17 protein-coding genes are annotated in these 17,618 nt (G+C 62.5%); 9 read left to right on the forward strand and 8 right to left on the reverse strand.

Annotated features, from left to right (window positions below; genetic code table 11):
- The first annotated feature begins 65 nt into the window (after positions 1-65).
- The 4 genes from ACFVZW_RS02900 to ACFVZW_RS02915 are packed head-to-tail and all read left to right on the forward strand — an operon-like array spanning position 66 to position 2,021.
- Positions 66-485: a hypothetical protein gene (locus ACFVZW_RS02900; RefSeq protein WP_384515794.1), complete on the forward strand. Its 420-nt coding sequence runs from the start codon at positions 66-68 to the stop codon at positions 483-485.
- Positions 445-966: a DUF6879 family protein gene (locus ACFVZW_RS02905; RefSeq protein ID WP_384515797.1), complete on the forward strand. Its 522-nt coding sequence runs from the start codon at positions 445-447 to the stop codon at positions 964-966. Before ACFVZW_RS02900 ends, ACFVZW_RS02905 begins: the two co-directional genes overlap by 41 nt.
- A 7-nt stretch (positions 967-973) precedes the next feature.
- Positions 974-1,834: a helix-turn-helix domain-containing protein gene (locus tag ACFVZW_RS02910; protein WP_384515800.1), complete on the forward strand. Its 861-nt coding sequence runs from the start codon at positions 974-976 to the stop codon at positions 1,832-1,834.
- Positions 1,827-2,021 carry a DUF397 domain-containing protein gene (locus ACFVZW_RS02915; protein ID WP_384515802.1) on the forward strand — a complete coding sequence of 65 codons (195 nt, stop codon included), beginning with the start codon at positions 1,827-1,829 and terminating at the stop codon, positions 2,019-2,021. Before ACFVZW_RS02910 ends, ACFVZW_RS02915 begins: the two co-directional genes overlap by 8 nt.
- A gap of 918 nt (positions 2,022-2,939) precedes the next feature.
- On the opposite strand, the gene ACFVZW_RS02920 is transcribed toward ACFVZW_RS02915, so the two are convergent.
- The 5 genes from ACFVZW_RS02920 to ACFVZW_RS02940 all read right to left on the reverse strand — a co-directional run bounded on the left by ACFVZW_RS02920 (position 2,940) and on the right by ACFVZW_RS02940 (position 7,707).
- Entirely contained in the window at positions 2,940-4,442 is a 1,503-nt protein-coding gene (locus ACFVZW_RS02920; RefSeq protein ID WP_384515804.1) for a type IV secretory system conjugative DNA transfer family protein, read from the reverse strand.
- Positions 4,439-5,479 (reverse strand): replication-relaxation family protein, encoded by a 1,041-nt coding sequence (locus tag ACFVZW_RS02925; RefSeq protein WP_384515807.1) that lies wholly within the window; start codon positions 5,477-5,479, stop codon positions 4,439-4,441. Before ACFVZW_RS02925 ends, ACFVZW_RS02920 begins: the two co-directional genes overlap by 4 nt.
- Positions 5,480-5,617: 138 nt before the next feature.
- Complete coding sequence (locus ACFVZW_RS02930) at positions 5,618-6,559, reverse strand: hypothetical protein (protein ID WP_384515810.1); 942 nt, start codon at positions 6,557-6,559, stop codon at positions 5,618-5,620.
- Positions 6,537-7,472, reverse strand: coding sequence for a type IV secretion system DNA-binding domain-containing protein (locus tag ACFVZW_RS02935; RefSeq protein WP_384515813.1), 936 nt, complete (start codon positions 7,470-7,472; stop codon positions 6,537-6,539). Before ACFVZW_RS02935 ends, ACFVZW_RS02930 begins: the two co-directional genes overlap by 23 nt.
- A complete protein-coding gene (locus ACFVZW_RS02940) occupies positions 7,462-7,707 on the reverse strand; it encodes a hypothetical protein (RefSeq protein WP_384515815.1) in 246 nt (81 codons plus the stop codon). The genes ACFVZW_RS02935 and ACFVZW_RS02940 overlap by 11 nt, the downstream gene beginning before the upstream one ends.
- A gap of 557 nt (positions 7,708-8,264) precedes the next feature.
- Between ACFVZW_RS02940 and ACFVZW_RS02945 the strand changes: the two genes are divergently transcribed.
- The gene (locus ACFVZW_RS02945; RefSeq protein ID WP_384515819.1) at positions 8,265-9,824 is read left to right on the forward strand and encodes a hypothetical protein; all 1,560 of its coding nucleotides are present in this window, start codon (positions 8,265-8,267) and stop codon (positions 9,822-9,824) included.
- 134 nt (positions 9,825-9,958) lie between these two features.
- On the opposite strand, the gene ACFVZW_RS02950 is transcribed toward ACFVZW_RS02945, so the two are convergent.
- Positions 9,959-10,915, reverse strand: a complete 957-nt coding sequence (locus tag ACFVZW_RS02950; RefSeq protein ID WP_384515822.1) for a single-stranded DNA-binding protein — start codon at positions 10,913-10,915, stop codon at positions 9,959-9,961.
- A gap of 420 nt (positions 10,916-11,335) precedes the next feature.
- Between ACFVZW_RS02950 and ACFVZW_RS02955 the strand changes: the two genes are divergently transcribed.
- A complete protein-coding gene (locus ACFVZW_RS02955) occupies positions 11,336-12,082 on the forward strand; it encodes a GAF domain-containing protein (RefSeq protein ID WP_384515824.1) in 747 nt (248 codons plus the stop codon).
- A gap of 368 nt (positions 12,083-12,450) precedes the next feature.
- Here ACFVZW_RS02955 and ACFVZW_RS02960 read toward each other — a convergent pair whose 3' ends face one another.
- Positions 12,451-13,392, reverse strand: a complete 942-nt coding sequence (locus ACFVZW_RS02960; protein WP_384515827.1) for a restriction endonuclease — start codon at positions 13,390-13,392, stop codon at positions 12,451-12,453.
- Between the two features lie 519 nt (positions 13,393-13,911).
- On the opposite strand from ACFVZW_RS02960, the gene ACFVZW_RS02965 reads away from it, so the two are divergent.
- On the forward strand, positions 13,912-14,712 hold the full coding sequence (locus ACFVZW_RS02965) for a TSUP family transporter (RefSeq protein WP_384515830.1): 801 nt from the start codon (positions 13,912-13,914) through the stop codon (positions 14,710-14,712).
- A gap of 113 nt (positions 14,713-14,825) precedes the next feature.
- On the opposite strand, the gene ACFVZW_RS02970 is transcribed toward ACFVZW_RS02965, so the two are convergent.
- Positions 14,826-15,326, reverse strand: coding sequence for an RrF2 family transcriptional regulator (locus ACFVZW_RS02970; RefSeq protein WP_384515832.1), 501 nt, complete (start codon positions 15,324-15,326; stop codon positions 14,826-14,828).
- A gap of 109 nt (positions 15,327-15,435) precedes the next feature.
- Here ACFVZW_RS02970 and ACFVZW_RS02975 point away from each other — a divergent pair, with 109 nt between their 5' ends.
- Positions 15,436-16,182: an SDR family oxidoreductase gene (locus ACFVZW_RS02975; protein WP_384515835.1), complete on the forward strand. Its 747-nt coding sequence runs from the start codon at positions 15,436-15,438 to the stop codon at positions 16,180-16,182.
- A 203-nt stretch (positions 16,183-16,385) separates the two neighbouring features.
- On the forward strand, positions 16,386-17,606 hold the full coding sequence (locus ACFVZW_RS02980; protein ID WP_384515837.1) for a saccharopine dehydrogenase family protein: 1,221 nt from the start codon (positions 16,386-16,388) through the stop codon (positions 17,604-17,606).
- Positions 17,607-17,618 lie beyond the last annotated feature (12 nt).

The raw sequence follows: 17,618 nt of genomic DNA on the forward strand, positions 1-17,618 counted from the left end.
GAACACCGGGTCGACTATCGGTGTGTCGCGCAAACTGATGCAAGGCAGCAGACAGGAGAACGACCATGAAGCTACGGTTCCTTGGTAAGAACTCCAACATCGGGGACTGCCCCACGCTCTACGCAACCGACCGGGACACGTACCTCGTGCAGGGGTGGAAGATCTTCGCGAACGACCTGCTCATGCAGCTCGACATCCCTGAGGGACAAACGGCTGTGGAGGTGCCGACGGAGCTGTTCGAACACCTGACGGCGGACGGCTTGCCGGCCGGGGAGATCCGGCGCTTGGAGGACCCGATCATGATCCTCACGCCTGGCGGTACGTTCATCGTCCAGGGGACGGAGGTCACTGACGCGGAGGCCCTGTCCCAGATGGAGATTCCGGACTACGAGACCGTGGTCGAGGTACCCAAGGCCGCGATCACCGCCCTACGGGAGGAACCGCATGGAGCTGATCTCCAGCGCCGAACGCAACCGGCTCTTTGAGAGCTTCGAGAGCGATGCCTTCCACCTGGAGCTGAGGGACGACTACTCCGTCCCAGACGAGGATGGCCCGTACGCGAGCTGGCTCCGCGGTGAGCAGGTGGACAACTCCTACATGGAACCGTGGCTCGCCATGGTGAGGCAGGTGACCGGGGCGGGGAAGACCGTACGTCGAGTGCGCGTCGTAACCGAGCCGCACAGTCCCTACATCCAGTGGGAGTACGCCACCACGCCGGTCAACGTGGAGGCCGGCGAGCAGATCCGCTGGATCTCCAGAGCCGCATTGCCTAGCCATACCCTTCCGGTCGGAGGCAACGACTGGTGGCTCTTCGACGACAAGATCCTTGCCGTGGGCCACTTCGACAAGGACGGCCGAGTCCTGGGGTCGGAACTGATCAGCGACCCGTCGACTGTGGCGCAGTGCGCCTCCATCCGGGACGTTCTCTGGGGCGCTGCCACCCCGCACAGCGAGTACAAGCCCTGACAGACCGGTGAGCAATCAAGCACAAGAGGTACGCGAAGCACTTGGTGCCCGGCTGCGTGCGTTCCGGAAGGACGCCGGATTCACGAGCGGCCGGGCACTGGCCTACGCACTCGGCTGGCCGGAGTCGAAGATCTCTCGGCTTGAGCACGGAAAGCAGAACGCCAGCGAGCAGGACATCAAGGACTGGTGCGACAAGACCGGCCAGCAAGAGCACATCCCAGACCTGATCGCCACCGTTCGACACATCGACGAGCTATGGCTGGACTGGCGGCGACAACTCAAGACAGGAGCAGAGGCCCGACAGAAGAAGGCCCTGCCTGTCTATGACAGGACGAGAGTCTTCCGGATCTGGCAGCCCAACATGATCTGGGGCACGTTCCAGACGGCCGACTATGCCGCGGCCGTGTTCGACCAGGCCGTCAGCTTCTATGAGTTCCCCAACGACTCCGAGGCCGCGGTCGCGAGGAGGTTGGAGCGCCAGCGGTACCTCTACGAGGGGAATCGGGTCTACAACGTCCTGCTCGGCGAGCAAGCCCTGTACTCCAACGTCGGGGGAGGAGAGGTGATGCGGTCCCAACTCGACCGTCTGACGGCGTTGATGGGCCTGGCGCGGGTGAGTCTGGGCATCGTTCCCAAGGCCGCATCCACAAGTGTCTGGCTTGGTCACTCGTTCTCGATGTTCGACAACAGGCTCGTTTTGGTGGAGACGTTCTCTGCCGAGATGTCAGTGACCCAACCTCGGGAAATCGATCTCTACACGAAAGCATTCGCCCTGTTGAAGCAATCCGCCGTGTATGGCGAGACAGCCAGGGCGCTCATAAGGTCTGCCCACGCACACTTTGATCACTCAGAGGGAAAACATGGCTGACAAGCCGAATTGGCGCACGAGTTCCTATACTGGTACGGAAAATTGCGTCGAAGTCGCGGATAACGACCCTGCCGTGGTCCAAGTCCGGGATTCAAAGGCCAAAGGCCGAGGAGGATTGGAACTCCGGCCGGCTGCCTGGGCTGTGTTCGTGGAGTACAGCAAGGGAACCAACCTCACCAAACTCTGAATTCCGTCCCGTCCTGGCTAGGATGAACAGGCGGGCAAAGTCGAAAGTAGGCCGGACGCCCACGGGTGAAGAACCTGGCCTCCGCGAGCCAGCATTGCCGCTTGAGAGTTTGGCCGGTGGCCTGCATCGGGTTGGGAGCAGGGAGACCACACACTTGTGAAATCGGGCAGCACCGCAGCTGCCTCAAGAGCCCGATCAGGTCTCCCTGCTTTGGGGCCCCGACGCGGGGGAGGTGGGTAAAAGCTCAAGACCAGCTATGGGACCGACTCTTGCTCGCCACCGAAAACTGCCAAAGTTCCTCTTTCCAATGTTCCGTCAAGGCTGAGTAGATTCACTACGGGACGAGTGGCAAGCAATATCAACTCCCAAAGCCTCAAAACCCCGTCGAGGAACAATTCTTCTACGACATGGTCTGATGGCACAGGTTCCAGCTATGGGTTCCTTTCTTCCTTCTGGCGAATGATGTCCCGGCCCGTCCACCGCCTCAAGGCCAAGCCGACTTCGTCGGTCCTACGGAGCCTTGACCCTCCGGCCACGCCGGAAGAGCCGCCAATTAAGGAAGAGAAAGGGAAAGATTGGTCAGAGGGTGTTACTCCAGGGGAGGCAGGTTGAGCTGCTTCTCGACACGGGCGATGCGCTTGTGTGCGATGTCATTCAGCCCGAGCACTGCGTCAAAGATACCCTTGTGCTGTTCTTCGGACGTCTCGGCAAGTGCGTCGATCTTCGCTGCTAGTAGCCGCTGGCCTTTTTGAAGGTCTGCAACCTTACTTTCGATGCCTCCGACCTGAGTCTCGATACTTACAAGTCGTCGCTCAATAGGGGACAAGAGGCCGCGCAGTTGATTGAGTTGTTCTTCGGTAAACGTATACTCTATTTATAGCAAATTGCCCGAATTGAATCAACGGGCAAAATGGCGGCCTACTTCGAGCTCCTCGGCCTCGTTGGAGAGCGGTAGAGCGTGGTCCCGGTAGTACGTCTTGGGGCCTTGCGCCGTCGGATGAGGGTTGCTGTGTTGGCCTCGGCCGGGGTGGTGGGCGCGAGAGATACCTCGGCACTGGGCGGCTCGAAGTAGTGGTCGAGGTAGTACTGCTCGACCTCGGCCAGGGCCCGCGGCGGCTCCGTGAGGTTGGGGAGAGCAGGCGTTTTGACCTTGCGTACGTCGTCGTTTGGCAGTCTCACGAATGCTTCTCCCACACGGAGCTGCTGGATGGACTGCACCTGGCGCTCCCACTGCTCGGCAAGGGGGTAGTAGGTGGGATGCGTTCGGTCTTCGGCGGCCTCGTCGGTGACGATGTGCTTGACGGCGTCAGGATCAACAGTCCCGAAGAGTCGTGCTGAGTGCTCGGCATCAGGCCTTCCGGCTTTGAGCACGACCTCCATACCGACGTTTTGCAGGGCGCCCTTGAGTCGGTCTGATGCCTGGCTCCAGTTCTGGTGGGCCATGACGCAGAACAGGTTGTACTTGCGGGTCTCCGAGAGCATGCGGGTCAGGCTCTCCTCGCTCTGGGCCATGAACTGGGAGAACTCGTCCAGCATCAGAAAGTGCGGGGCACGGCCTGGCCCTGCGGCCCGGACGTTGGCGCGGCTGAGTGCCGCTGTCTCCATGCCAACGGTGAGCAGGCACCCGAAGAGCCGGCGGGCGTCGGGTGAGGCAACGGCCAGGTTGACGATCAACGAGGTGCCCGAGTCGATAAGGGCTCGAAAGTCCAGGACGTTGCGCTTGTGTCCAAGGGCGTAGCGCAGGATGGGGGAGAGGGTCAGCAGGTCCGCCCTGTTCAGCGTTGACTCCTTCATCCGCGGAGCATCGCGTCCCCATTGGTCCATGCGTAGTTTGAAGAAGCGGATCACCTGAGGGTCGCGTACTCGTCGAGCCAGCAACTCGTCGCGGAAGGACTTGTCTGTCAGCAGGTCTGAGAGCCGGGTGAGGGGGAGTCCTGCTTCCCGGAGCGCAACGACAGAGTGCTTGAGGATGTTCTCGAAGGTCGGTGCACCGTGTGCGAGCTCCGGCCACGCCCGCCTGGCGGCCTCGGCGACGTGCTCGGCCATGGCGTGGTCATCGTAGGGCTGGGCGAGGAAGTTGAAGGGCAAGAAGCGGTTGTCCACTGCCGCGGCCGGTACGTCCAGGTAGATGAGCCGTGATCGCTGCTCGGCGGTGACGAGCGCGCCGGCCTGGACGAGATGCGCCAGAACCAACTGCGCCAGGTCACCATGAGGATCGATGAGAGTGACAGGCTGGCCGGCCAGGTAGAGCGAGAGGAAGAGCGAAGCGAGGAAGTAGCTCTTGCCCGAGCCGGTTTTGCCGAGCACGTGCATGTGGACGCGGGCATCGCTTAGCGGCAAGTAGAGCGTCCGCGGGATGAACCAGCTTCGGTAGGTGCCAAGTGGGATGCGTGGTTGTGGGTGGGCGAGAAAGAAGGTCATTCAGGTTCCCGCTCCGCCTCCTCTTCATCGTCCATGAGCGCCCACGTGAGGGTGGGCGGGCTCGATGGACCCTCCGGTTGCTGTGACACCCCGGCGGCAGACGTCTCTGGTTCAAGTGCTTCAGACAGAGGAAGGTCGATCAGGCTCACAGGGTTGGTCGCGCCAGCCGGGTACCAACGGAGGCCGAAGAACCACTCGAAGAGATCGGTCGCAACGGGGGAGGCGTCGGTGAAGAGGAAGATGTCGGCAAGTTCCGGCCTGTCGATCTCCGTTAGCTCATCAATCGTCCAAGTGCCCAGCTGATTGCGACGACTCGTCGTGGGGGCGGCAACGGCCACCGTGAGGTTGTCGCTGTCAAAAGCCTCGCGGTAGGGCCCCTCTGCCCAGGCCGCGAGGGAGGCGACCTTGCGACGCCATTGCTTCTGCCCCTCGGTACCGCGGTCGAGCTCCAGGGCGATTGAAACCGGGTCTCCTTCGACGGCGGTGAGCTGGAACCACGCATCCGGGATCACTGCCATGAGAGGTGCTTCCGGTCGGCCAGCCGGTTGCACCCGGATGCTGCTTCGCTTGAGCTGGCGCTCGTTGAGCAGCCGGGGCATGGATACAGGGAACTTGCGGCAGAGTCGTTCTGCGGCAACCAAGACATCAACCGCCGCAAGGGTGTGCTCCATGAAGGGGTTGTCCTCAGCCTTTGCCCGCTCTTCTGAGGGGCGGTAGTAGGTGCTGGCAAGCGCGTCACCGCGACCCGAAACGAAGCGGCGTCCCTTGTCAGCGAGCGTGAAGACGTGGGGAGCCGAACCGACACGTGGCGTCGGCAGCTCCCGAAGCCGGAGCAGGTAACCGGCCTCGACCAATCTGCGGAGACGCCGTTGCACGTAGCGATTTTCGTCGCGAGCCTGCGGGTACAGCAGCCGGCCAACCTGGGCGGCGGTCATGTACTGAAACCGGTTGATGGCCCGCAGGATCTCGTCGTCCGCAGCCCCGATGCGAAGCGGGCCACGGGGGGTGGCACTTGGGACAGTGGGGGATTCCTTCATTGCGTCACTTTGCCAAACGGGCGTGAGAACTCGAACTGAAACGCCGTAAGACTCGCGTAAGAGAAGCGGCTTACTTCCTGGGCGACCTACGCCCAATGGGCGGTGATTTGGCCTTACCGCCAGTTTGCGGTGGGGCTTTCACCTCTTCTCGCCGGGGTGGTGGATCACCGGGTGCTCCCGCCGACATGGGCTGTTGCGAATCTGTTCGTCCACGGCAGACCTGGGAGAGCAGTAGTCGTAGTGAGTTTGCCGCAGGAGGCCTTCTTCTCGCTCCTGGGCTTCATCCTGGTCCACTGCTTGCGGAAGGGGATAGGTCTCTATGTGGTAAGCCTGAGAGCCTGACTTAGCAAATGCGCTCCGGGGAGGAAGGGAAGGGAGTTGGGTTGCGACGCTGCGCCCACCGACCGACCGGTACTCAACAAGAGGGTCCGCAATCAGAGCAGTAAGCACAGCAGACAGATCGGAATCGAGTTGAGCTTTGATTCCTTCGGAATCTTCCGGATGGAAGTAGCGAGGTACCTCGAGCACGGCATCGACAACGGCAACACGCTTGCTGTCGCTAGCTCTACCGTCTCGTTGCGCTTCATAGAGAAGTTCGTTGAGCTGTGAGAGTGCTGACCGGGCTTGTTCGGGATTGAATGGGTGATGGCCCCAACCAAAATCCAGGGATGGGCGATAGCCGGAGTCCTGCATACGGCTGGCTTGTATAAGTGGATCAACATGGCGAAGTGCGAACTTCTTGACGGCCTCAACAGGGTGGCGTTCAAGCGCCTCGGCGACATCGGCCACAAGGTTGTCACGTGCCCAGGTCATCTCAAGCTGGGCATAGAGCGGAGCCACCTCGACGGCGTCATACGGCGTTGTGTGGAACGACACCACAGTCCGAGCGGTCAGAACACCGCGCCGGTTTGATTCAAGTCCTGGAAGGTCCAGTTGATTGGTGTACTGATGGGCCAGGGCAAGCTTAGCCCCGTATTTACGCCCGCCGACGAAGAGTTTAACGAAATCACTCGTGACGAAATTCTGGAACTCGTCGACGATGAGCGTATAACTGTCCCTATGATCCCTTCGGGCGGTCATCAAAGGTTGATGCGTAGACCAAAGAGAAAAGTGCGACACCGGCGAGGCTTGCGGCCTCGCCGATCACGTCGGCAGCAACGGGGAGCTTTATAAGCAAGCTTCTGCGCTGCCGGATGAGTCGGCCAAAATCAAGGGGTGGGCCAGGGTTGCACAGCAGACGTCGGAGCAGGTCGTCAGAGAGAAGCCTGGTCACGCGGTTAAGAAACGGTTCGGTCTGAAATGCGTGGTCGCGAGGCGACAGGGAGGGAAGGCCATGCGTCCAGAACGCGCGCGCTTCCGCATCCTGCACGTTGGCTAGTGCCTTGCTTACGGCTTGAGGACTACGGAACCAGTCGGGAACGTCGGCCAGGGTGCAACCTGGGTTGTAGGTGAGAGTGGTTGTAGCGAAGCGAAGCATCTTCTCGACGTATTGGCCGGACTCGATCTCAGGCCAGATCCGGCGGAAAACACGAAGCACGCGGCCGCGGGTTCGCGCGCGTGCAGTTTCGTCACTGGGGTCTGTGCAGTGAAAGATGTTCAGGCGAAACGGAAAGTGTCTCGCATCGCTCAGGTCGAGAAGGTAGGTATCCCTGAGCCGGCTCTCCGGCATCCGGGCAATGATGTTGTCGACCAGCTCGCCATGCGGGTCCAGGACGATGACACTGTCGTGCTGTGCCATGCGCTGGTACACAAGTTGTTCCAGCAGGGACGACTTTCCGGCACCCTGGGTGCCAAGCAGATAGGTGCCCGAGCACAGTTCCTCGGCTGTGACGGTCACGGGCTGCCCGGTTGAGATATCCCGCCCTAGGACGATCGTGGCGGAAGTAGTCTCAGCCAACTCTCGTTCCCAGGCTTCGCGTTGGGCCTGCTCCTGGGCGTACGCCTCGGCGCGGTCTTGCTCGTCCTGCCAGAGCCGCAGCCACTCATTGCTCATCCGAGGATTCCGCCTTGATCTGCTCCACCATCCAGCCGCTGGGGTAGTAGATCTCGTCACACACCCAACAACGCACACGCGCGTACTCGACGCGCTCGCCCGTCTCGTCGTCAAGCCCCATGACACTCCATCGTCCCCACTCGGGGACGGCGCCGTGCTTGGTGATCTTGACGCTACGGTCATCCCTGGCGAAGCTCCGACCGCAGCCAATGGCACAGGGAATCTGATCTGTCATGACCAGCCCCTCTCGTCGGAGGCTCTCGTTCGACCATGACACGAACGTACCGGCGAGGCGAGTTGGGAAGAGACTCGCGTAGACGAAGCGAGTCGTTCTCTTGAGATCACGAGTATCTCATCGGGTTTCGAGCCCTGCTTCGAGCCTTTCGGATCCTTCTATCTCGCTTTTCATCCTTATTCGACCAAAGCTTGTCAGCTTCATGCGATCGCCGGATGAATTCCTTCTGTTTCATGCGCTTTCGCCCATTCCCGCGAGTCACCCTCTCTTTTCTCAGCGCATTGTGCGCCTCTTGGAATGGGGTGAGTTCCTCGGGGAATAGTTTACTCTTTATGAGCTTGAAGTAGTTTTCACTTTTTTCCATACGGCAATCAGAATTAAATATCAAATCGATCAAGAATGTCAAGGGGGGAAATAGGTACCGAGCCTACCGGGACCGTCCGCCAGGTCACACGCAGTTCACCACCCGTGCGGCGCAACCGCAGGTGCGCTTTACGTCCTGGGAGGTAACCATTTTGATGTCCGCACACTCGCCACCCGTACGGAAGGTGCGTTCAATGTATCCGTCAGAGCGGCTTGACCTGGCAGCTGTGACCCTTTTGAGTGACCTTCCAGCGTGGCGACTGCGTGCCGTTGAGCGGATCCGTCTTTCAAGTGCTCTGTGGTCGGAACGGGACAGGGAAATCCACGTCCGGCCGCTTATGTCTGCCTTGGCTGAGCGTAAGGTTCTCAAAGGGCGTACAAAGCAGGTGAGAGCCCTTAAGTCTACGCTCAAGGCCCCTCCTGCATGGAACGTGTCCGGAGAAGGCGATAGCGCCACATTGATCTTGCCCATCACTGACATGCCGAGAATCCCGCTACTTGATCTGCATATCACCGTAGCGGGCCAGGATGTTTATCGAATTCCTCTGGATGAGAGTGCACGCATTCAAGCCAAGTATCTCAGTTATCTGGCACGTTGCGCCAAGCTAACCAACCGCATGCATCAACTGAGCCCCAGCCTTATCGATCTCTTGACCGCTATCTTCTATTTCCCATCCGACCCCTTTGAGGAAATCGCTAAGGACCGCGACCGCGCTGATGCCCAGTACGATTACCTGATGGAAAGGCGAGAGGACTTTCCTTTTGAGGGTATGGATGATGCCTACCCTCAATGGAAACTGATTGCTGACAAGATTAGCGCCCTCGCTACTCGCTACGTGCTACCGGATTACGTCAGTAGCTCAGAGCACCCATTGATCGCTCTTCCCTACTTCTGTCGAGAGCTCAAGATTCGGTCAGAAAAGCGATACGGTGCTCTCAAGCTAGAGGTCGTCACGGGCTTGCTGGATGAGCTCTATTCCCTTCTAGAGAAGGCAAGTGATCCGCCGGCAGGCGCCTCACGTGAGGAGGAAGGTGCGCTTGATAGATTCGCATCAACGTACTTCGGCTATGGCCTTCGATGGATGGCCTTCGCGAGGTGTACCGTTCCTCTGAACGAGCCCTTTACGATTACTGTGAGACAGAAGCGCGCTGTCTACTTCTCCAAAACGCGCGATGTACGTCCCCCTATCAAAAGTTTCCTAGACAAGACCGCCTGGACGACCATTTCTTTCGCGGATGCGGAAACAAATCATGTCAGTATCCGGGTGTCCGATCCGGCTGTTCGTTTGTTGACTAATCCAGAAGTGGAGGACGAGAAAGGTGTCTCTCTTGCAGGGGAGCGTATTGATGAGGAGGCGAAGACCTTTGAGCTCTACTTGAGACAGAGTTCAACCAGGGGTCGGAAAGAGCGGATCCTGATTGGGACACACCTGCGGTTGACCAGGCTGCATTCGAGCATGCTTTGGCTTGCAATCTTGATTACAGGTTTTGGTCTAGGGTTGCTGGCTTGGCGCGGAGTCGTTGAATTTAGAACTCCGAGCACTTCGGGAAGAACTCATGGACTCTCGGCAAAGGATGCTGCCGTTATCCTGGTTCCAGCGACATTCGCGGCATCTCTCCTGCTTTCCCGTGATTCATCGACGCTAAGCGCTAGGATCAAGCAAGCTCGGCAGGCTGTGCTTACTGTGGAACTGTTTCTTCTCCTAGCAATGGCGTTCTTCTTGTTTCTGCTTCACTACATCAGGCCTGAGTGAATCTAGATACCTGACTCCGCAGGGGGACCGGCGGGTTCATTCATGGGTTTCCATAGTGCGCAGAGACCCGGCGTTTCTTGGGAGAAATATCTAGAGGTACTTTACGTACGTCTATTGCCAACCCGAAGGCTTCCTCAATGGCGTTTGACCGCGACTGAGTAGATCTCCTGCGCCGTCTTGGTCGTGCCGTCTCTGCCCTGGTACTCCCGGTCGTGGAGGTAGCCCACGACCTCGATCTCGTTGCCCTTGACCAACTCACCAGCCTCCATGCGCTTCTTGAGCGCGGCTGCGCGATCGTTGAAGGCCAGGACGTCGTGCCACTTGGTCGTGCCGTCGTCGAGGTGGACGGCCAGGGGGAACTTGGCGACGAGCTTGCCTGTGGCGGTTTCGCGAACGGTCGGGGTGCGTCCGAGCCGGCCAACGAGCTTGACTCGCTGGCGGTCAGCCTCCACCGCGGTCTCGGGCTTCGTTGTCTGATCCCCGGCGCTGCTCTCGGCACTCTCCTGCGAGGGCACCGCCGATCCCTGTGGTTGGGCCGGCTGCGTGTGGTCATTGCGTGAGGAGTCCAGTGCAGCACTGACAACCTCGGTCATGGGGCGAACATCCGGGAAGGCGCCGGGCGTGCGGACGGGCTTCTCAGGAGGCTTGGGTGCCTTGGCTTCAGCGTAGGGTTCGGGCTCCGCGGCCGGCGTCTCAACAGCCTCGCGGCTTGTGACAACCTGCTTCGGGCTCTCGACCGGAACGTCGGTGGAGCCGTCCTGGCCTGCTTCCACCTGGTAGCCGAAGGTCATGCCGCCGTCGGGATGCAGGGCTACTACGGAGTGCTCAAGCTCAGAGTCCTTCCGAAGGACGATGTCCTCGTCCTCGACTCTGGGGAGCACGCCACCGAACAGCTCGATTCGAGCGCCCTTGGTAGTGATGCGGGAGACGCCGCTCTCAGGGAAGGCGTCCAGGCTGAGAAAGGTGCTGTCGCTTGTGACCTGGAAGTGCTGGCCATCGCCGTAGGCGGGATCGGTCACCTCTTGAGCCTTGGTGCCGAGCGCTTTCGCGACCGCCGCTTCGTCAAATGCCTGTCGTCCTCGTTCTTTCATATGAGGACGGATTATAAGCGGCAGGGACAACAAGAGATGTAAGCCAGGTTACAAACTGCGGCGGCCCTTGAGATATAGAACTGCCTTGCGTAACAGAGACGCAGTGGGCTTCTTCTCGGGTTTGTGGTCATTGAGAGGCCGGCCTTCACCGCCGACGCTATAGAAGAGAACCAATGATTCCTCGGTATGAGTCGGTGAGGTGAGGTCCTTACCTATTTCGGTCTCCGGGGAGTTGTCGCCGGATGGGTGTTGAGTTTCAGCATTGGGCATACAATTTACATATAGCACTACTGCGCTATTCTTGTCAATCGGCAACCCGTATCGGCGTGGAATGGTGCCTGGTGGCTCATCGTGAGACTCAATTGAGCAATGACTTGGTGGCAACCCTCTACCTGGGAGCGGTGGCAGAAGCTAACAGCCTTGGCGGCTGCATTGGCTGGAGCCGCCTACCTCCTTCAGATCCTGGCTGGCTACCAAGATTGGCCCAAGTGGCTCCTAGTGGTTATCGCGCTGCTTGGAGCTTTGGCGGCGGGCCTTGCGGTGTATATCCCATTGCGCGAGCAGCGATATCAAGAGCGCGAGAATGGGCGGCTACGAGATACCATGGAAGAACGAGTCCGTGAGGGGGTGCATCAGAGCCTTGGTGACGTTGTATTGCCAATGGCTCGCTACGTGCACTTGCTCAGTGGATACTCGCCCGCCGTGCGAACGGCCCGTGAAGAAGTGCTCAAGGTTAAGGCAGTAAACGCGGCAAAGGAGGGGGCTTATGAGATTCGAGACGTGCGGGCTTCCTTCTACGACTTCAAGGCGCTCCTGTTGACGTGCGAAGACAACCACTCGGCGGGTTCGACGCCTCCGGAGGATCTCACCTCCAGGACAGATCACGGAAAGCACATCATTCAGGCGGCCAAGCAGGGACGCGAAGTACTGGAGCAAGACGTAAGCAAGAGCACGGTTTCATGGCCCCAGGTACGCAGCTTCGAGACCATCGCAGTGCATCCAGTTCACGTCGGCAGCGAACTGTTCGGGGTGTTGGCGTTGGACGCTCCAAGCCCTGGCGCGCTCAACGAACGGCACATGCGACTGCTGTCGCTGCTGGGCAAGATGCTGAGTGCAGGCATTGCGCTGTGTCGTGATGGTTCGGCCGCGTCCTCTTCGACCCCATGAACGGATGTACCAGGGGGCCTCGTGGCCCAAATACCCACCGGCCGGTGTACTACACGCGCAGCGCCCACTGGGGTATGCCCGGGATGACCAAGCGAGCCGATTAGTGGCCATGCCGCCACGAACCCTGAGACCTTGATCGACAATCTGGTCTGTCGCAAGACTATGGTTGTTCCCAGCCCGTACCAGAATGGAGTGTGCGGGATAGGCCCTGGTGCCCCCGCTCTGCGGGGACGCAGTACGACCGGGGCCGCCCTGCCCCGGGTGGCCCGTGTGGTCATCCGGGGCGTACCGCCTGAGCGGGCATGTAGATCTGTGAGGCCAGCGCTTCGGGCTCTACCTCGATCAGCGGCCCATCGCCCGGCTAGCACTCACTCTGAACCGGAAAAGATCTCGGACACCGGCAAGTAGCAGTGCCCCGTCTGGCTGGCATGGCCCTTCTTGCGGTCCAGCAGGTCGTCCAGTCTGATGCGCTGGTCGAGGACGGCCATGAAGTCGCTGCCGTCCATCGTGATGAAGGGCGTGCTGTAGCTGTAGACCGCCAGGGCATCCGAGCTGTAGCCGCTCATGCTGACGTAAAGCCCGAGAGTGTTCTTACCCTTGCGCTCGATGTTGGCCTTGAACACGTCGAGCTCTCGGCGTCCGATGGCCTCCTTCCACCACTTCGCTTCGAGTACGTAGTGGTCCGTGTTGAAGGAGAAGGCGCCGTCGACCTGCTCGTGGTCAAGGCTGTAGGACGCCCGCGGCTCTAGGTCGTACAGCGCAAACAGCTCGTTGATGAAGCCCTCGAATGCGGTGCCTCGCTTGTGTGGGTCGCCGGCCGAGTGCATCACGAGGAAGCGCTGCTTCAACTCCTCATGGGCTTGGGCGAACGCCCGCCCGTCCTGAGCTTTCTTGGCGGCTTCGGTGATGACGACGGCATGAGCCTCGTGCTCCTGGATGACCTCCTGATGCTTGGTCGTCCAGCGACACAACTCCGCCACAGCTGCTACGGCCTTCGCGGTCATGTCGTCAGCGTCGACCTGATTCTTCAGGTTCGGGAAGCTCTCCATGGCGGAGATGTCGAGCATCAGGGCGATGGTCAGATCGAGATAGCGAGCCTCGTTGGCTCGCAAGAGGTTGACCACCTGGCCGGACACTTCACGCTTGGTGGCCCCGAAGTCGACTCGTACCAACAGCTCGCTGTGGTCCTGCAACATGCCTCGGAGGTAGAGCTCAAACGGCTTCTTGTTCCAGAAGATCAGCGTCAGGGCCTCAACGAGAGCCAGGTACGCGCTTGGGTTGATCGTCTTCTTACGAGCACCGGTCTGCATCTGTCCCCCTCCTGCTGGCCACCACTTACGGTCACCGACCAGTAACGGTAGCGCGAGGCAGGCTGATGATCTGCACCTAAGACAGATTCGGGCCGCCAGTCCGCGATGCCGCTAGACGGCGTGCAAATCAACTAGGCGGGCGCAACCCGCCGATCGATCAAGTAGCCGACTCGCGGGCACGCCGGGCTTCCTTGAAGCTCAGGTGCCCTCGTGGGGCACACCAGTACCGCGCCGTGGCGTGTCACCGATTTGTCACGCACCCCGGCTCACGCTCCCGGATACAGGGCCCTGACCTGGATGTTTGCCCGACTGTGTGGACTGGACGGACGGACAGGACTGGGCGTCGGCTTCTGGGGGTCAAGGGGTCGCAGGTTCAAATCCTGTCGTCCCGACTTTTTTGAAGTCGCAGATCAAGGGGCCGTTTCAGAGCAATCTGAAACGGCCCCTTGATCGTTTTTGGCATGCTCTCCGGTGAGGCCGCGGCTCCGGGCGGCCGAAGGTGATGGGGGTGGGAGTTCGGTGGAGTGGGAGCTGGGGGCTGCCGGCCTCGTGGTGGGGATGCTGATCGCCGTGGTGACAGCGCCGGTGGGCGTGTCCGGGGCGGTGTTCCTGCTTCCGGTGCAGCTGAGCGTGTTCGCCGTGCCCAATCCGGCCGTCACGCCGACGAATCTGCTCTACAACATCGTGGCCGGGCCCGGCGCCCTTCTGCGCTACCGCCGCGACGGCGCGCTGCGAGGGCCGCTGATACGCCTGTTGGTGCTGGGCACCCTTCCCGGTGTTGTCGTCGGCGCGGTCGTACGCGTCTTCGTCCTGCCCGGTCCGCACGTCTTCCGGCTGCTGGTCGCCGCCCTGATGCTGCCCCTGGGCCTCTGGCTCGTCTTCCGCGCCATCCGCCCCGGGGTTCCCCGAGCGGGGCGACGCAGTCCCACACCGCGGACGATCACCGGTATGGCGCTCGCCGTCGGGGTGGTGGGAGGGGTCTACGGCATCGGGGGAGGCTCGATCCTGGGCCCCGTTCTCGTCGGCCGCGGGCTCCCGGTCGCCAAGGTCGCCCCCGCCGCACTCGCCTCCACCTTCGCCACCTCCCTCGTCGGCGCCTCCACCTTCGCCCTCCTCTCCCTGACCCGGATCGGCAGCATCGCCCCCGACTGGTTCCTCGGCTTGGCCTGCGGCCTCGGCGGCCTCGTCGGCGGATACATCGGTGCCCGCCTCCAGCCCCGCCTTCCCGAGACCTTGCTCCGTCTTCTCCTCGGCGCACTGGCCACCGCGCTCGGTGCGCTGTACGCGATGGAGACCATCGCGGCCCTTGGCGGTCCTTAGCGCGGAGCGCACGCCGTCAGCGGCATCCCGATCGCATCCACCGTCGGTTTCCTGCGGCCTCACCCGCCGGGCGTGCTCGTCTCCCTTGCGTCATTCCGCCAGGTCATCGGGGCTCAACCCGGCCGGCCGGGTGTGTCGGCGGCCGCGGTCAGCCAGGAGCCGATGCCCGGGAGCGCGTCCGGGCCGCTGTCGCCCTCCACCGACGTGACGAGATCGGCGATGGTCGTCCCCGCGAGCGAGGCCCTCCACGCGGCTTCCGCGGCCCCCATCGCCCGGGCGATGGGGCAGGGCTTCGTGCACTTCTCCGGTGGGGTCGCCAGAGGACCCCGTTGGCGGATCTCGGTGCAGACGAAGGCCGGTTCGGGCCCGTCGACGGCCTGCACGACGTCGAGCAGGGTGATCTCGGCGGCCTGCCTGGTCAGCACGTATCCGCCGGTCTTGCCCTGGACCGAGCGCACCAGCCCCGCCCGCGACAGTGCCTGCATCTGCTTCGCGAGGTAACTCGGCGACACGTCGTGCAGCTCCGCCAGTCGGGCTGCCGGCACCGGTCGGCTCGCTGCCGTCAGGGCCACACAGCAGTGGAGCGCCCACTCCACGCCGCCGGACAGTTTCATGTCGCCTCCCCATTTGACTCGGATACAGACTATCCGAGTATCATCTCGGACATCGGGTATCCGAGTTTGCATCCCGGGGCCGTGACCGGCCCACGAAGGAAGGCACACCATGAAGATCACCGTCCTCGGCGGCACCGGCCTCATCGGCTCCCAGGTCGTCGCCCTGCTCCAGAAGGCCGGCCACGACGTGGTCCCCGCATCCCCGTCCTCGGGGGTCGACCTGCTCACCGGCGCAGGCCTGGACGAGGCCCTCGCCGGCGCCCACACGGTCGTCAACGTGACCAACTCCCCGACCTTCGACGACCAGTCCGCCGCCTTCTTCCGCACCACCGTCGGCACCCTGCTCCGTGCGGGCGAGCGGGCAGGAGTGCGCCACCAGGTCGCCCTCTCGATCGTCGGCGTGGACCAGGTCCCCGACCTGGACTACTACCGCGCGAAGGTGCTCCAGGAGGACCTGCTCCGCGACGGTCCCACCCCCTACTCGATCGTCCGCGCCACCCAGTTCTTCGAGTTCATGGACGCCGTGATCTCCTGGACTTCCGCCGACGGCGTCGTCCGCCTCCCCGCCACTCCACTGCAGCCGATCGCGTCCGCGGACGTGGCCGCCGCCCTCGCCGACGTCGCCACGGCGGCGCCGCTCGACGGGACACTCGAGGTCGCCGGCCCCGACGTCCTCACGCTGGACGAGATCGGTCGGATCACCCTGGCCGCACGCGGTGACGACAGCAGCGTCGTCACCGACGACCAGGCGGGCATGTTCGCCGCCGTCCGCGGCGACGTCCTCACCGCCGGATCCGGTGCACGCCTGGCCCCCACCCACTACCGCGACTGGCTGGGCACCACCCTCGCCGGCTGATCGGGACCGGCACGTGGCCCGAGGCGGAACGTCGGCAGGCCGACACCGTCCGCCGTGCCTGCGGCGTCGCCCGCCCGGCCGGCCGCTGGTGGCCGCGGTGCGGACGAGGCGGCATCATCGGGGATGACGCGACCCTCGTCCGTCGATGCCGACCTCTCGCCGCTCGGGCCGAGCCCGGAGGCGGAACGAAGGAGTGCTGCACCATGCGCATCCTCATGGTGGGGGCGGGAGGCGTGGGTACGGCGATCACCAGGATCGCGGCCCGCCGTTCCTTCTTCGAGCACATGGTCGTCGCCGACTACGACCCGGCGCGGGCGGAGTCGGCAGTCGCCGCCCTCGGGGCGGACGAGCGCCGTTTCACACCGGCCCGGCTCGACGCCTCGGACACGGCCGCGGTGCGGGCCGCCCTCGTCGAGCACCGCTGCGACGTCCTGCTCAACGCCACCGACCCACGGTTCGTCATGCCCCTCTTCGAGGGCGCGCTCGCCGAGCGCGCCCACTACCTCGACATGGCCATGTCCCTGTCCCGGCCGCACCCCTCGCGCCCGTACGAGGAGTGCGGTGTGAAGCTGGGGGACGAGCAGTTCGCCCGTACGGACGAATGGGAGGCCGTGGACCGACTCGCTCTCGTGGGCATGGGCGTGGAGCCGGGCCTCTCGGACGTCTTCGCCCGCTACGCCTCCGACACGCTCTTCGACGAGATCGAGGAGATCGGCATCCGCGACGGCGCCGACCTGGTCGTCGACGGATACGACTTCGCCCCCTCCTTCAGCATCTGGACGACGATCGAGGAGTGCCTGAACCCGCCCGTCGTCTACGAGGAGGGGCGCGGCTGGTTCACCACCGCGCCCTTCAGCGAGCCGGAGGTCTTCGACTTCCCGGAGGGCATCGGGCCGGTCGAGTGCGTGAACGTCGAGCACGAAGAGGTGCTGCTGGTCCCACGGTGGCTGAAAGCCCGACGGGTCACCTTCAAGTACGGACTCGGCGACGAGTTCATCGGCGTCCTGCGCACCCTCCACAAACTCGGGCTCGACCGCACGGATCCGGTGAGCGTGGAGGGTGCCACGGGCAGGGTCGCGGTCTCGCCGAGGAACGTCGTCGCCGCCTGTCTGCCCGACCCGGCGACCCTCGGCGACCGGATGCACGGCAAGACGTGCGCGGGCACATGGGTGAAGGGAACCAAGGACGGACGGCCCCGGGAGGTCTACCTCTACCACGTGGTCGACAACCAATGGTCGATGCGCGAGTACGGCTCCCAGGCCGTCGTATGGCAGACCGCGATCAACCCCGTGGCCGCCCTCGAACTCGTCGCGACCGGGGCCTGGCAGGGCCGTGGCGTACTCGGCCCCGAGGCGATGCCGCCGCAGCCCTTCCTCGATCTGCTCACGGAGTACCAGGCGCCATGGGCCATGCGCGAGCAGTGACCCCGACGGCTG

The organism is Streptomyces sp. NPDC059567 (assembly GCF_042735655.1).
Classification (GTDB): Bacteria; Actinomycetota; Actinomycetes; order Streptomycetales; family Streptomycetaceae; genus Streptomyces.

Bases quoted from the DNA above. Each gene is read 5' to 3' on its own strand.
- ACFVZW_RS02935 (WP_384515813.1), bottom strand. From the start codon at position 7,472: ATGAGCAATGAGTGGCTGCGGCTCTGGCAGGACGAGCAAGACCGCGCC.
- ACFVZW_RS02920 (WP_384515804.1), bottom strand. From the start codon at position 4,442: ATGACCTTCTTTCTCGCCCACCCACAACCACGCATCCCACTTGGCACC.
- ACFVZW_RS02900 (WP_384515794.1), top strand. From the start codon at position 66: ATGAAGCTACGGTTCCTTGGTAAGAACTCCAACATCGGGGACTGCCCC.
- ACFVZW_RS02950 (WP_384515822.1), bottom strand. From the start codon at position 10,915: ATGAAAGAACGAGGACGACAGGCATTTGACGAAGCGGCGGTCGCGAAA.
- ACFVZW_RS02980 (WP_384515837.1), top strand. From the start codon at position 16,386: ATGCGCATCCTCATGGTGGGGGCGGGAGGCGTGGGTACGGCGATCACC.
- ACFVZW_RS02975 (WP_384515835.1), top strand. From the start codon at position 15,436: ATGAAGATCACCGTCCTCGGCGGCACCGGCCTCATCGGCTCCCAGGTC.
- ACFVZW_RS02970 (WP_384515832.1), bottom strand. From the start codon at position 15,326: ATGAAACTGTCCGGCGGCGTGGAGTGGGCGCTCCACTGCTGTGTGGCC.
- ACFVZW_RS02925 (WP_384515807.1), bottom strand. From the start codon at position 5,479: ATGAAGGAATCCCCCACTGTCCCAAGTGCCACCCCCCGTGGCCCGCTT.
- ACFVZW_RS02930 (WP_384515810.1), bottom strand. From the start codon at position 6,559: ATGACCGCCCGAAGGGATCATAGGGACAGTTATACGCTCATCGTCGAC.
- ACFVZW_RS02960 (WP_384515827.1), bottom strand. From the start codon at position 13,392: ATGCAGACCGGTGCTCGTAAGAAGACGATCAACCCAAGCGCGTACCTG.
- ACFVZW_RS02905 (WP_384515797.1), top strand. From the start codon at position 445: ATGGAGCTGATCTCCAGCGCCGAACGCAACCGGCTCTTTGAGAGCTTC.
- ACFVZW_RS02915 (WP_384515802.1), top strand. From the start codon at position 1,827: ATGGCTGACAAGCCGAATTGGCGCACGAGTTCCTATACTGGTACGGAA.
- ACFVZW_RS02945 (WP_384515819.1), top strand. From the start codon at position 8,265: ATGTATCCGTCAGAGCGGCTTGACCTGGCAGCTGTGACCCTTTTGAGT.
- ACFVZW_RS02940 (WP_384515815.1), bottom strand. From the start codon at position 7,707: ATGACAGATCAGATTCCCTGTGCCATTGGCTGCGGTCGGAGCTTCGCC.